Raw genomic sequence first — 14,331 nt, 5'->3', positions numbered from 1 at the left:
TGCTTCTCCTGCGGACGAGTCGCTGCATGTAGAAGCAGTATGCGACGAGACGATCCGTCTACAAAGGCATTCTCGGGGGCGAGTTTCCCGCTCAGGCCAGGTTGGCCAGCAGCAGCGCCTCGGAGATTGCCGCGCGTTCCAGCACGCCCAGGTGCAGGCTCTCGTTGATGCTGTGGGCTTGGGTCGCCGGATCTTCGACGCCGGTGACGAGGATCTTCGCCTGCGGGAATGCCTCGGCGAATTCGGCGATGAACGGAATCGACCCGCCCATGCCCATGTCGATCGCGTCGGTGCCCCAACCCTGCCAGAACGCGGCCCGCGCGGCGTCGTAGACGCTGCCGGTGGCGTCGATCGCGTACGGCTCGCCGATATCGCCGCGGCTGACGCTGACCTGCGCGCCCCACGGGGTGTGCTTTTGCAGGTGCGCGGTCAGCGCGTCCAGGTGTGCACCGGCATCACCGCCGGGCGCCACCCGCATGCTGATCTTGGCGCGGGCCCGCGGGATCAATGTGTTCGATGCCTTCTCGATGGGTGTGGTGTCGATACCGATCACGGTGATCGCGGGTTTGGCCCACAGCCGCTGCGGCGCCGAGCCGGAGCCGATCTCGGACACCCCGTCCAGCAGCCCGGAGTCAGACCGCACCCGCTCCGGCGGGTAATCCACTGCGGCGGCGGTACTTTCGTGCAGCCCTGCGACGGCCACGTTCCCGTCGTCGTCGTGCAGGCTGGCCAGCAGTCGCACCAGCACGCTCAGTGCGTCGGGCACCACGCCGCCCCAAATGCCGGAGTGCAGCCCGTGGTCGAGCGTGGCGACCTCGACGACGCAGTCGACCAGGCCGCGTAGCGTGACGGTCAGCGCCGGGATCTCGGTGCTCCAGTTGTCCGAGTCGGCGATGACGATCACGTCGGCGGCAAGGGCATCGCGGTGGGCGGCCAGCAGCCGGCCCAGCGACGGCGACCCGGATTCTTCCTCCCCCTCGACGAAGACCGTCACGCCCACCGGCGGTTGACCGCCGTGCGCCCGAAACGCGGCTAAATGCGTTGCGATACCGGCCTTGTCGTCGGCGCTTCCGCGCCCGTAGAGCCGCCCGTTACGCTCGGTCGGCTCAAACGGCGGCGATGCCCACTGATCGCGATCGCCTTCGGGCTGCACGTCATGGTGGGCGTACAGCAGCACCGTCGGCGCACCGGCCGGCGCCGGATGCTGCGCGATGACGGCCGGAGCGCCGCCCTCGCTGACGATGCACACCTCGCTAAAACCCGCCTGCGACAACAGATCCGCTACTGCCTGCGCACTGCGATGCACCTCGTCGCGACGGCCGGGGTCGGCCCACACCGATTCGATCCGCATCAGGTCCTCGAGATCGCGGCGTACCGACGGCAACACGTCGCGTACGCGCTCAACCAAATCGCTCATGATCTCGAGGCTAGTTGCTTGCGAGAACTCACGACGTTTCGAGGATGGCCACCGCGGCCGCGGTATCCCCTTCGTGAGTCAGCGACACGTGGATCGTGACGTCGGCCAGATGCTTGGCGATGTCCCCGGTCAACCGCACCCGCGGTCGTCCCCACATGTCGGTGACGACTTCGATGTCGCGGTGGATGTCCTCACGCAGGATCGGGCGCTGGGAGAACCGCGAACCGGACCAGGCCTTGATCACCGCTTCCTTCGCGGCCCACCGTGCGGCGAGGTGACGCGCCGCCGACGAACTCTTGTCGGAGGCGTCGCGACGCTCACCCGGCGTAAATGTCTCGGAGAACACCGTTCCCGGTTGGTCAACCTGGTCGGCGAAATCCGGAATGGAGACGAGGTCTATCCCCACACCGACGATGCCCATGGCTGGCCAGGTTATCGGATGACCGGAGTCACCCGACGTAGGCCTCGTCGTCGCCCAGCCGTGCAGCCGGATTCAGCAGCATCGCGGCCTCCTGACGCTTCTCCGAAGAGTCATGATCGAAGCGACGGTCCGGCGGCCGCTCGTACATCGGTGGGCCGCCGGCGATGGCCGAAGCGAGCCGGCGCTGCCCGGACAGCAGGCGTGCGTCCGCGCGCTGCTGGTAGTCCTCGCGCTGTTCGGCGTTCAGCGCGGCGATGAACGCCTGCGGGTGCACCAGTGCGACGAGGCCGGACACGTGGCCGAACCCGAGACTGGTCAGCATCCCTGCCTTCAGCGGGAACTTCCCGGCAAGCCGTAGCGTGTCGCGAACCCAGACGAAGTGAGCAGAGCCGGACAGTTCGTCGTCGACGCAATCCAGGCTGCGGTTGGGCGGGATCACCCCGTCGCGCAGCATCTGGCACAGCCCCATCATCTGGAAGACCGCCGCACCGCCCTTGGCGTGTCCGGTCATGCTCTTCTGCGAGACGACAAACAGCGGCGCACCCTCGGAGCGGCCCAGCGAGTCGGCGAGCCGCTCGTGCAGCTCAGTCTCGTTCGGGTCGTTGGCCAGCGTCGACGTGTCGTGCTTGGAGATCACCGCGACGTCGTCAGCGGACACGCCGAGCTTGCCAAGCGCGCGCGCCAGCGCCGAGTCCTTGCCGCCGCGGCCCGCGCCGAGCGCACCCAAGCCCGGCGCCGGGATCGAGGTGTGCACTCCGTCGCCGAACGACTGCGCGAAGGCCACCACCGCGAGCACCGGCAGGCCCATCTTGAGCGCCAGGTCACCGCGGGCCAGCAGGATGGTGCCACCCCCCTGCGCTTCGACGAAGCCCAGCCGGCGTCGATCGTTGGGCCGGGAGAACTTCGAGTCGTCGATGCCCCGGTCGCGCATCATGGAAGTGTCGGCGGTGGCCGCCATGTCACCGAAACCGATGATGGCCTCCAGGGTCAGGTCGTCCAGGCCACCGGTCACTACCATTTCGGCCTTGCCCAGCCGGATCTTGTCGACGCCCTCCTCGACCGACACCGCCGCGGTCGCGCATGCCGCGACCGGGTGGATCATCGAGCCGTAGCTGCCGACATAGGACTGAACCACGTGGGCGGCAACAACATTCGGCAGCACTTCCTGCAGGATGTCGTTCGGCTTGCTCCGGCCCAACAGGTTGCCGTGATACATGGTCTGCATCGACGTCATGCCGCCCATACCGGTGCCCTGGGTGCTGGCGACCAGGCTGGGGTGCACCCACCGCATCAGCTCGGATGGGGTGAAGCCGGCCGACAAGAACGCGTCGACGGTCGAGACGATGTTCCACAGCGCCACCCGATCGATCGACGTGGCCATATCGGCGCTGATGCCCCATACCGTCGGGTCAAACCCGGTCGGGATTTGCGCCCCGACCGTCCGCGACAGTTTGGTCTTGCGTGGCACCCGGATCTCGGTGCCCGCCTTGCGGATCACCTGCCAGTCGCTCGAGTCGGGCACCGGCCGAATCACCGTGTGCTCCGGGTCGAACTCGGCGAACCCGCGGGCGTCGGCCTCCGACGACACGACAAAGCTGAAGTCCTTGTCCAAGAACACCGAAACCAGCAGCGGCGACGCGTGATCGGGATCGATCGCGCCGTCGTCGACGAACTCCCGGATGCCGCAACGCTCGACGACGGTGTCGTGGTAGCGCTCGACCAGCCCGGCCTCGTCGATCAGGTCGCCGGATTGCGTGTCGTACCAACCCGGTTGGGGGTCGTCCTCCCAGCGAATCAAGCCGGTGGTCCAGGCCAGCTCCAGCACTCCGGCCGCCGACAATTCGTTGTCGACCTCCATCTCGAAGCGGGTGCGCGAGGAACCGAACGGGCCGAGTTCGGCGCCGCCGACGATCACCACCAAATCGGCCGGATCGACGTCGAGGTCTGCCCATTCCGGCGGCGGCGCCGGGGTGTACCCGCGGGGCGGGGACGGCAGCGCAGCAATGGTGCCCTCCGCCGGCTCGTCGTCCGCGTCTTCGCCGGCGGTCGCCTGCTCGCGTGCGTTGGCGGCCAACTCAGCCATGTCGAGTTCGACGTCGCCGAGACCGCCGGTCAGGTCCGCCTTGATCGGCTCGCTGGCCGCGGCCACCTTCGACTCCACATCGCAGAGGGCCAACAGCATGCCGGCCATCTCGTCGGTGGAGTAGGTCGTGACACCGGCCTCCTCGACCGCGGTGACGATGGCGTCGTTGTGACCCATCAGCCCAGTACCGCGAGTCCAGCCAATCAGCGCGTGCACCAAGCTAACTCGGGCCGCCCACGATGATTCGGCGTGCCAGCGACTGACCAGGGCGTCCAGGGCCGACTTTGCCTCACCGTAAGCGCCGTCACCGCCGAACATGCCGCGGTTGGGCGAGCCGGGCAGTACCACGTGCAACCGCGACGCGATGTCGCGCTCGGCGCCGATCTTCGACAGACCGCCGATCAGCCGCTGCACGGCCCACAGCAGAACCTTCATCTCCATCTCGGAGCGCGAACCGGCCTCCGACAGGTCGCCGACCACCCGCGGTGCCGCGAACGGGAACAGCAGCGTCGGGGTTTGCGCGTCCTTGATGTGAATCGACTGCGGCCCAAGGCTTTCGCTCTGCTCGGCACCGATCCACTCGACCAGGGCGTCGATGTCGGAGTAGGACGCCATGTTGGCCGCGACCACCCACAGCGACGCACCGAAACGAGCGTGGTCGCGGTACAGCGTGCGGTAAAACGCCAGTCGCTCCTCGTCGAGCTTGGACGTCGTCGCGATGACAGTGGCACCGCCATCGAGCAGCCGCGCCACGATCGACGCCGCGATCGAGCCCTTCGAAGCGCCTGTCACGACAGCGATTTCGCTGTGGTGCGGTCCGGGATCCGGGTTCTCGGCGCCGGCGGCGATCCGGCCGTACAGGGATGCGTGGATCTGGCGACCCGCGGCCAGCGACCGGCCCTGCCACCAGGTGGCTTGGGTCGCGACGACGTGCCCGGCGCCCTCGAACCGTTCGGAGAGTCGCACCCAGTCCGCGTCGATGTCGCCCTCGTCGGTCAGCCACAGCTTGACCAAGTCCTCGCGGGCGCTGGCCCAGCGGTCGTCGAACACGACGGCCTTCTTGGCCTCGAACGCAGGTGCCACCAAACGCGGCCATTCCGAACCTAATTCGGCAGTGACCAAGTCGATGAGGGCAGCGTCGGTGGCCACCGGCAAGGCACTGACCGTGTCGTCGAGACCCAGCTGCCCCAGCACCAGGCGAGCCGCGGATGCAAGCACACCGTCACGGCCGGTGATCTGGTCGGTGAATTCGCTCAGCGCGGCCGCGTCGACGGTCGCTCCGCCGCCACCACCCGCCGAGGGCAGCGCCACCGAAACACCTTGACGTGCAGCCACCGCAGCGACCGCGGCGTCGATGGCCTTGTCGACCGAAGCGGCGTCGGCCAACGCACCCTCGTGCAGGTGTCCCATGGCCCCGCCGCGCACGCTGGTGCCCTCGCGGGTGCCCAGCGCCACCTCGATGGTGACGTGCTTGGCCCAGCCCTCGCCGAGCTCCCAGGTCTTCGTGACCCGCTCGGCGATGGCGGCCGGCCGCTTACCGGACGGCCCGAGCACCGTGCGCAGCTGGTCGTTGATCGCGTCGGAAAGCACCGGGCCGTAAGGCTTGTAGGTGCGCGCCAGCTTGGTCACCTGCGACCGCAGTCCGGCCAGGTCGGCCTCGGCGGCACCGTCGATGGCGCCCAGGTTCAACTCCGAACCCAGGTCCACCAGCAGCTGGTTGCGCCGCGACGACGCGCCGTCGGTGATGGACTCGATGGAGTCCAGCTCCTCGATCTGGTCGATGCGCATCTTCGCCGACAGCGCGATCAGCGCGAGTGTGGCGTCGGCCGCGCCGAACGCGATGTCTTCGGGACGCGGCGCGCCCGAGGGCGCGGTAGGCGCCGGCGCGGGTGCCGGTGCGGCCGACTCAGCCGGCTCTTCGATTTCCGGCTCGGGGTCGGTGTCGTTGGCGAACAGCACGGCAGCATCCCGCTCGGCGTTGAGCACTTCGACTGTGCTGTGCGCATATTCGGGCAGCTTGAGGGTGTTGGTGGCCAGTCCGGCGACAGTCGGCGCCGACTTCACACCGATCTCGACGAACCGCTCCACACCCAGGCCGCCAGCGGCATCCTCGGTGAACAGCAGGTCCTGGGTTTCGATCCAGCGCACCGGGCTGGCGAATTGCCAAGCCAACAGCTCGATCACAATAACGCGCGCCATCTCGCGCGGACGCTCGGTAAGCCAGGTGTCGTAGTTGTCGAGGATCTCGTCGAGCGGCTCGGCCGGCACCAAATCGCGGATCTCCTGGATGAAGTCGCGATCCAGCGTGAACGGCCGCGGCACCAGGTTCGGGATATAGCGCCCGATGACCAGTTCGGGATCCGCGTCGCGCGGCATGACCCGCTCCAGCGAGCGACGGAAGTCGGCAACCCCGACCCGCAACACCCGGGAATGGAACGGCACGTCGATACCCGGCACCAAGATGAACGAGCGCTTGCCGCCGGTGATCTCGCGGCGACGCTCCACTTCCTCCTCGAGGGCCTCGAGACCGCGGACCGTGCCGGCGATCGCGTACTGCGAACCGCGCAGGTTGAAGTTCACGATTTCCAGAAATTCGCCGGTGCGCTCGGCGATTTCGGCGACGAAGTCGGTGACCTCGTCGTCGGGCAGGTCGATCTGCGACGGACGGATCGCCGCCAACCGGTAGTTCGAACGGCCCATCTCGTCGCGCGGCACGATGTCGTGCATGTTCGAGCCGCGGTGGAACACGGTCTCTAGCAAGGCTTCCAGCTGGTAGATGCCCAACACGCAGGCCAACGCGGTGTATTCACCGACGGAGTGACCGCAGGCGATGGCGCCCTCGACGAATGCGCCCTGCTCACGCATCTCGGCGACCTGCGCGGCCGCCACGGTGGCCATCGCGACCTGAGTGAACTGCGTCAGGTAGAGCACACCGTCTGGGTGGTGGTAGTGCACGCCGCTGGCGATCAGGCTGGTCGGGTTGTCGCGCACCACGTGCAGTACCGAGAAGCCCAGGGTGTCGCGGGTGAACTTGTCGGCGTCGTCCCACACCTTGCGGGCCGCCTTGGACCGGGCGCGAACCTCCATGCCCATACCCTTGTGCTGGATGCCCTGGCCGGGGAATGCATAGACCGTCTTGGGGGCGGCCAGTCGCGCGGTCGCCGACATCACCAGATCCGAGCCGATGCGCGCGGCGACTTCCAAAACTTCTGCGCCCTGGTCGATTCCGACGCGGTCGACCCGGAAGTCGACCTCATCGCCCGGACGTACCATGCCCAGGAACCGCGCCGTCCAGCCGATCAGCCGGGCCGGCGGACGAGCCTGGCCGTCGGTGGCGGTCACCGTGTGCTGCGCGGCAGCCGACAACCACATGCCGTGCACGATCGGCGATTCCAGCCCGGCCAGCAGCGCGGCCGCCCGGTCGGTGTGGATCGGGTTGTGGTCACCGGAGACCACCGCGAACGGACGCATGTCGACGGGCGCGGTCATGGTGACGTCGCGGCGACGGCGCCGCGGGGTGTCGGTCGCGTTCGCCGACACCGAGCCGCCGGCGCGGGCCGGGTCGGTGAGCTCGCCGGCTCCGGTGCGCCCGAGGATCGCGAATCGCTCCTCGAGCGAGGCGATCACCGTGCCGTCGGGGCCAGACACCGTCACCGACACCGGGACGACGCGACCCATGTCGGTGTCGGTCGCTGCCGAAGCCGTTGCGGTGACGGTCAATTGAGCCGGATCCGCGGGCAGCTCGCCCACGACGTGCGCGGCGTGGTCCAGGTGCACCAGGCTCAGCAGGCCCTCGACGACCGGAACACCGGCGTCGGTGACCGCGGAACCGATCGTCGCGAAAACCGCGGGCCAGCACAGGCCGACCAGCGCGTCGGGCACCGCGTTGAGGCTGGGCGCCAGCCGCTCACCGAAGGTGGCAGTGACACCGGTGTGGTCGGCGACCCGCTCCGGGTCCCAGTCCACCGTCACGGTGGCGGTCCCATCCGTCACCTGCGGGAGCAACTCCGGCCCGTCGACACCGGCGGCAATCGCCAGGACCGCGCGCATCGCAGCGGTGGCGTCGTCAGTGGAAACAACCGGTGCACCACCGTCAATGGTGTTGCTGTGCAACGTGAATGGGATTTCGATCCACACTCCCGACACCGGGATGCTCAGCACGACCTGTTCGTCGCCCGCCCCGCCGTCGGACTTGACCTGCAGGCGAGCCCCGGTCGACGAGTGCGTGGCACGCTGCCCGTCGGATCCATCGTGAACCAGCCAGTCGGCCGGGTCGGCGATGCGATGAACCGGGTTGGTAGCGGTGCGCCCGGCCCACAGCACGTCCGGGGCGTCGAGCACGACGGCCAGTGGCCCGGTCACATCCGGGCGACCCAGCCTGCGTGACCTGACGGCTGTCGCGTCGGCGCCGGTGCCCAGCACCTCGTCGATCGCGGCCTGCTCGAAACGGTCGAGCAGTTCACCGACCGGCTCGTCCATCCGGGTGATGCCGGCGACGGCTGCGGTACCGGGGATGATGCACACCTGGTCGGCGTCGTAGCGGGCGTCGTGCGCCTGCCACAGCGAGTCACTGCGCCACCAGCGGCGCACGTCTTTGTCGATGACCGGCACGAAGTTGACCGGCTTGCCCAGCGTCTTGCACAACGTGACGAAGAACGGCACGTCGGCCGGGTGCAACTGCACGCTGTCGGCGTCGGGGTAGCCGGCAATCAGCTGTTCGATGGCCGCCGACGGGTTCTCTAGCAGCTCAGAGCCGGTCGAACCGGAAAATACGCTGTCGATCGGGCCATGGTCGCGCTGGTGCAAACGCGCCTCGGCGCGCTGCAGCATCTGCTGGAAGCGGTCGCGCCAGGTGTCGGCCAGCCAGGGGCTGCCGGGCGCGGCGGTGTCGGCGGTCGAGTTGCCCTCGCCGATGGCGAGCTCGACGTAGCGCTGCAGCCACTGCAGGTAGGTCATCTCCCTGACATCGCCGAAGTACGGCTTCGCGGTGCCGGCCATCGCGGCGATGATCTCGTCGCGGCGCTCGGCAACGGCGTCCGCGTCACCGGCGACCTCGTCGAGTAGCCGGCCGCAGCGCGAGGCGGCGTTGTCGATCTCGTGGATGTCGGCACCGAGCTGGCTGCGGCTGGAAGCCATGCCGCCCTGGGCTTTTCCGGCGCCGATCCACTGATCGGTGCCGTTGGTCTCGACCAGCATCTGCTTGACGGACGGCGACGTGGTCGCCTCCTTGGTGGCCATCGCCGCGGTGCCGACCAGGATCCCGTCGATCGGCATCGACGGGAAGCCATAGGGCTGCGACCATCGGCCGGACAGGTATTCGGCGGCCCGCTCGGGCGTGCCGATGCCACCGCCGACGCAGACGGTGATGTTGGAGCGCGACCGCAGCTCCGAGTAGGTCGCCAGCAGCAGGTCGTCGAGGTCTTCCCACGAGTGGTGGCCACCGGCGCGACCGCCCTCGATGTGCACGATCACCGCTTTGGTGGGCGCCTCGGTCGCGATGCGGATGACCGAGCGGATCTGCTCGATGGTGCCGGGCTTGAACACCACATGGCTGATGCCGATGTCGTTGAGCTCGTGGATCAGCTCCACGGCCTCCTCGAGGTCCGGGATGCCGGCACTGACTACCAGGCCGTCGATCGCGGCGCCGGACTGACGGGCCTTCTGCACCAGGCGCTTGCCACCGACCTGCAGCTTCCACAGGTAGGGGTCCAAGAACAGGGTGTTGAACTGGTAGGTGCGGCCCGGCTCGAGCAAGCCGGAGAGCTCGTCGATGCGGGCGGCGAAGATTTCCTCGGTCACCTGGCCACCACCGGCCAGCTCGGCCCAGTGTCCGGCGTTGGCCGCCGCGGCGACGATCTTGGCGTCCACGGTGGTCGGGGTCATGCCGGCCAGCAAAATCGGCGAGCGCCCGGTCAGCCGGGTGAACTTGGTCGAGAGCTTGACGCGGCCGTCGGGCAGCTTCACGACGGTCGGCGCGTAGCTCGACCACGGCCGTGCCACCTCGGGGGTGGCCCCGACGGTGAAGAGGTTGCGCTGACCGCCGCGGGTGGCGGCGGGCACGATGCCGACGCCCAGCCCGCGGATCACCGGTGCGGTCAGGCGGGTCAGGATGTCGCCGGGGCCCAGGTCGAGAATCCAGCGCGCGCCGGCGTTGTGCACTCCGGTGATCTCTTCCACCCAGTCGACCCGGCTCACCAGGATAGCGTCGGTCAGGCGGCGGGCCAGCGCGACGTCCAGGCCGACCTTCTCGGCCCAGCCGCCGACGATGTCGATGCCGTCGGCCAGCCGCGGGGTGTGGAAGCCCACCTCGACCTGAACCGGGTCGAAGACAGGCGCGAAGACGTCGCCGCCGCGCAGCTTGCTCTTGCGTTCGGCCTCTTCCTTCTCGGAGATCTGCTCGCAGTACAGCTCGAAGCGGGAAAGTTGCTCCGGCGTGCCGGTGATGACGACCGAACGCCGGCCGTTGCGGATGGACAGCACCGGGGGCAGCACGGTCCGAACGTCCTGGGAGAACTCGTCGAGCAGCGCGACGATGCGCTCGGGGTCGGCGTTGGTGACCGACACCATCGGCGGGCGGTCACCGAGCACGGAGATGCCGCGGCGCCGGGCCACCAGGGTCCCGGCCGCGCCGATCAGCTGAGCCAGGGCCAGCAGCTCGACGTCGCGCGCGCCCTCGGCCTTGAACGCCTCGACGGCGAGCACACCCTGGGAGTGCCCGGCGACGGCGACCGGCGGGGTCGCGGTCCAGTCCATGCCCTGTCGCGCCAGGGCACGCCCGGCCGCGATCTGGGTGAGCAGCACGCCGGGCATCGACACCGCGGCCGACGTCAGGTGCTTGTCCGCGGGGGTCGGGTCCTCGGCCGCGAGCGCACGTACCCACTGCAGCGGCTCGAAGCCGATCGGGCGCACCACGACCAGCTCTTTAGCCACCGGCTCGAGCAGCAGCTCGGCCTCACCGACCAGCGTGGCGATATCGGTTTCGATACCGGCCGAGGACACCAGCTCTTCGAGGGTTTCCAACCAGGCACTGCCCTGACCGCCGAACGCGATGGCGTACGGCTCGCCGGCCGTGAGACGGTCGACCAGAGCATGGGTGCTGTGCGGGGCATGGTCAGCGGACACCCGGTCGTGCTCGTGGATCGTCACCTTGTATATCTCCCTGTATGCGTCTTCACGTATCGGTTCGTTCGGCCTGCTGAGAGCCCCGCCGGGCGGGGCCCCAACTGGCGTTGGGTCGATTCCGCTTTGAATCGCAGCCCGAAAAGCAGCTGACCGGTGTGTTGGCGGCGGGCCACTCAAGGGGGCTGAGGGGCGCGGCGGACTGCATCGGCTGTACTAAGAGTGTCATAAGGATTCGGGTCATTTTTCTGCGCAGATTGGTTACTGGTGAGTTCTACGCACGGGTAACCGTGTTGTGGGTAACACCCGGATTAACCGACCTCGCGGGGATCCAGAACAAACGTCCTGCATGTAGGTGGTTACGGTCGAGTAGCTATAACTGCGCTGTTCAAGGCGGCATTGTTATCAAATCGTTATGTTAAGAATTCGTATTGCGTGCCGCCCGTCGCGCAACCGCGATTGAGCCGTCTCGCGCTCGTCACCGCCCGCGAGAAACGACAAACGGCGAACAAGTGTTTGCTGGAGCGCAGTTGCGCAAGCGCGCCCGGATCGGCTACAGCGCCAGAAATCTTTGCGGGAACGCGCGATTGCTGGGCCCACTGCCCGAATGCGGCTTGAGGATCTCATTGATCTCCACCCCAACCCCGCCCACGCTGCGGTTACCGATCTCGACTTGATGCAGATTGGCCGCCGGATGGGCGTAGCCCTTGGGTGAGCCCCAGTTGTGCTGCCAGCAGCAGCAGCCCAAACCGTCATGCAGCGCCCAGTCGATCGTCTTCGAGTTGGCGTAAACGCCCGTCCGCTGGTGTCCGATCACCGACTCCCAGGTGGTGTGCCGATAGACCGGGATCGGCGGACGACGGTCGCCGAGTCCACCGTTGCGTTCAAGCAGTGCCCCGAATCGCAAAATTGTCGACTCGTCGAACCACCGCGAGACGAGCTGGATACCGGTCGGCGGACTCTCGGAACTGAAGCCGTACGGGATGCAGGGTGCCGGCAGCCCGGTCAAGTTCTTCCTGTGTTCGCTGGGCGGCGTGCAGCTGGGCGAAGGCGAGGTCGGGCAGTTCTCGCGCCACGGATTCGGGTTAGTCAATGCGGGTGAGGGACTTGATGAGTCAGTCCTTTCCGACGAGTCAGCTGGGGTGGGCCGCGGGCGCAGGTGTCGATGCCGCGGCGGCACGGCGCCGGGTGCCCGAAAGCATGACCGCCACGGCCGAGAGCACCCCACTGGCCACCAGCAGCCACCACCCGCGGCGGTAGCAAGCCAACGTGGCATGGCCGCTGCCCAGCAGCACCACCAGTAATGCCACCCCGATGGCGCTGCCGACCTGCCGTGCCGTGTTCAGCACCGCGCTCCCGGTCGTCGCGCGGTCGGCCGACAGGCCACTTGCCGCAGCGAACAACGGTGCCTGGACCAATCCAGCGGCGCAGCCCATCAGCAGCAGTCCCGGCAGGAAGCTCTGGGCGTAATCCGGCGTGGCCGAGGCCCCGAGCAACCACAGCGCCGCGGCCGCGGCCATACACAGCGCCCCCGCGACCGCCGGTGCGGTGCGGCCAAACCGGTCAGCGACCGCCGCGGCGTTGACAGCCCACAGCAAGGAGACGAGCGGCCCGGGTGCGATCGCCAGACCGGTGCGCAACGCGCTGTAGTGCCACGCGTCCTGCAGGAAAAGCACGCTGATCAGCAACCACGCCCCGAATCCGATGAAGAACGCGAGTAGCGCAATGGTTGAGCAGCTGAAAGCACGCGAGGCGAACACCGAAGCCTCGATCATGGCGTGCGGATGAACGATGGTGCGCCACACGGTGATCAACGCTGCCGCGGCGGCGGTGGCGTAGAGCCCGAGCGTGATGGGGCTCATCACGCCCCAATCGGGGCCCTTGACCGTCGCTAGCACCAATGCGGTGATGGTGATCAGCAGCGACACGGCTGACAGCGCGTCCGGCAACCGGCTGTCGTGGGCAGCGCGGTGGCGGGGCACCGTTCGACGTGCCAGCGCGACGATAAGGATCCCGATCGGCAGATTGATCAAGAAAATCCACCGCCAGCTGAGGCCGACGAGCAGACCGCCGACGGTGGGGCCCAAGGTGCCGGCCACCGCAGCGAGTCCGGCCCACAGACCAACGACCAGACTGTGCTGCCGAGCCGGGAACGCGTGCAGCAGCAGCCCCAGCGATGCCGGCACAATCACGGCGGCGCCGGCCGCCTGGACCATCCGGCCGGCGACGAGGACGGCCAGCGTCGGCGCGGCCCCACAGATCACCGAAGCGAGCGTGAACGCGCAGGTACCCGCGATCAGAAAACCGCGGCACCCATAGTGGTCGGCCAGTCGGCCGGCGGGAATGAGTAACGCGGCAAAGACGACGGTGTAGGCGTTGAGCACCCAGGAAAGGTCGGTCAACGACGCCCCGCGATAGGACTGGCCCATCGCCGGCAGTGCGACGTTGACAACAAACAGATCCAGCTGAGCCATGAACGCGACGGCGCCCAACACGCCGAGGGCCGCCCACTTGCGGAGGTGGCCGGCATCGTCATCGGTCGCGGGTGCGCAGAAGCGCTCGGCAGCAGTCGGGCGCGTCATGGATGTCCCTGATTCCGGCGGTGTCCCACAGTGTGGCGGGGTGGCCAGATCCTCACCGCTCACTTATGTCTCGTAACCGAAGTATTCGGGCCCGAGCCAGTCCTTGATACCCGGGTACATCGCCGATCGGAACAGTTCGACGGCGGGCAGCGGGCGGTAGGCGGCGGTGCGCCTAGTAATCAGGCCGTTGTCGTCGTCTTCGATGAGTTCGAGGATTTCGAGGTCGCGTCCGTCAATCTCACCCTGCCATTGCAGGAACGTCGTCCGTTCGTCGATCTTGTGCTCGCGCAGGTAGCGACCGGAACGCACATGTGAGGAGAGTGCCCAGATTCGGCTGATGAGCTCGCGGCCGGTCACCACCTTGGTCAGAATCGGTGTGTGGAATTCGATGTCGTCGGCCAGCAGTGCCGCGACCTCTTCGGGTGTGTTGTCTCCGCGTTCGCGGAGTGCGCGCAGTGGGTGCATGAGGTGTCCTAGCGTTGGTGCGGATGAAGCGTGCGGGCCTAACGGCCGTTCGATGGTGGAGACATTCATCAGTCTGCTTCGATCGAAAAGTGTTGCTACGGTGTGGATTCCAATCTATGGATAAGTGCTCACCGGTCGCTGCGACCTGGCGATGGCGCCCCTTTCGAGAGACCACGTTACAAGTTCATTCATTGAACTTCAATAGATGAAGTACCGCTACGGCGCCGAACCCGTTGTTGCGCAC

5 protein-coding genes and 1 pseudogene are annotated in these 14,331 nt (G+C 67.8%); all 6 read right to left on the bottom strand.

The genetic code is table 11. The features are described 5' to 3' along the window. Positions 1-91 precede the first annotated feature (91 nt). The 6 genes and pseudogenes from H7K34_RS07405 to H7K34_RS07380 all read right to left on the bottom strand — a co-directional run bounded on the left by H7K34_RS07405 (position 92) and on the right by H7K34_RS07380 (position 14,087). A complete protein-coding gene (locus H7K34_RS07405) occupies positions 92-1,417 on the bottom strand; it encodes a dipeptidase (RefSeq protein WP_264061198.1) in 1,326 nt (441 codons plus the stop codon). A gap of 28 nt (positions 1,418-1,445) precedes the next feature. Further along, positions 1,446-1,838 (bottom strand): holo-ACP synthase AcpS, encoded by a 393-nt coding sequence (gene acpS / locus H7K34_RS07400; RefSeq protein ID WP_090604769.1) that lies wholly within the window; start codon positions 1,836-1,838, stop codon positions 1,446-1,448. 28 nt (positions 1,839-1,866) lie between these two features. Further along, the gene (locus tag H7K34_RS07395; RefSeq protein ID WP_264061197.1) at positions 1,867-11,067 is read right to left on the bottom strand and encodes a type I polyketide synthase; all 9,201 of its coding nucleotides are present in this window, start codon (positions 11,065-11,067) and stop codon (positions 1,867-1,869) included. A gap of 566 nt (positions 11,068-11,633) precedes the next feature. Then, positions 11,634-11,869 (bottom strand): annotated as a pseudogene (locus tag H7K34_RS07390) (glycoside hydrolase domain-containing protein); the annotation flags it as partial. 304 nt (positions 11,870-12,173) lie between these two features. Next, the gene (locus tag H7K34_RS07385; protein WP_264061196.1) at positions 12,174-13,622 is read right to left on the bottom strand and encodes an MFS transporter; all 1,449 of its coding nucleotides are present in this window, start codon (positions 13,620-13,622) and stop codon (positions 12,174-12,176) included. Positions 13,623-13,685: 63 nt separating this feature from the next. Beyond that, positions 13,686-14,087 carry a nuclear transport factor 2-like protein gene (locus H7K34_RS07380; RefSeq protein ID WP_264061194.1) on the bottom strand — a complete coding sequence of 134 codons (402 nt, stop codon included), beginning with the start codon at positions 14,085-14,087 and terminating at the stop codon, positions 13,686-13,688. Between the last annotated feature and the right edge of the window lie 244 nt (positions 14,088-14,331).

This window comes from Mycobacterium montefiorense (genome assembly GCF_025823255.1).
Taxonomy (GTDB): domain Bacteria; phylum Actinomycetota; class Actinomycetes; order Mycobacteriales; family Mycobacteriaceae; genus Mycobacterium; species Mycobacterium montefiorense.
The sequence above is the reverse complement of the archived record's forward strand: the minus strand, read 5'-3'. Positions and strand labels throughout refer to the sequence as shown.

What these genes read in the sequence shown, in the direction of transcription:
- H7K34_RS07385 (WP_264061196.1), bottom strand. Translation starts at nt 13,622, where the DNA reads ATGACGCGCCCGACTGCTGCCGAGCGCTTCTGCGCACCCGCGACCGAT.
- H7K34_RS07380 (WP_264061194.1), bottom strand. Translation starts at nt 14,087, where the DNA reads ATGCACCCACTGCGCGCACTCCGCGAACGCGGAGACAACACACCCGAA.
- acpS (WP_090604769.1), bottom strand. Translation starts at nt 1,838, where the DNA reads ATGGGCATCGTCGGTGTGGGGATAGACCTCGTCTCCATTCCGGATTTC.
- H7K34_RS07405 (WP_264061198.1), bottom strand. Translation starts at nt 1,417, where the DNA reads ATGAGCGATTTGGTTGAGCGCGTACGCGACGTGTTGCCGTCGGTACGC.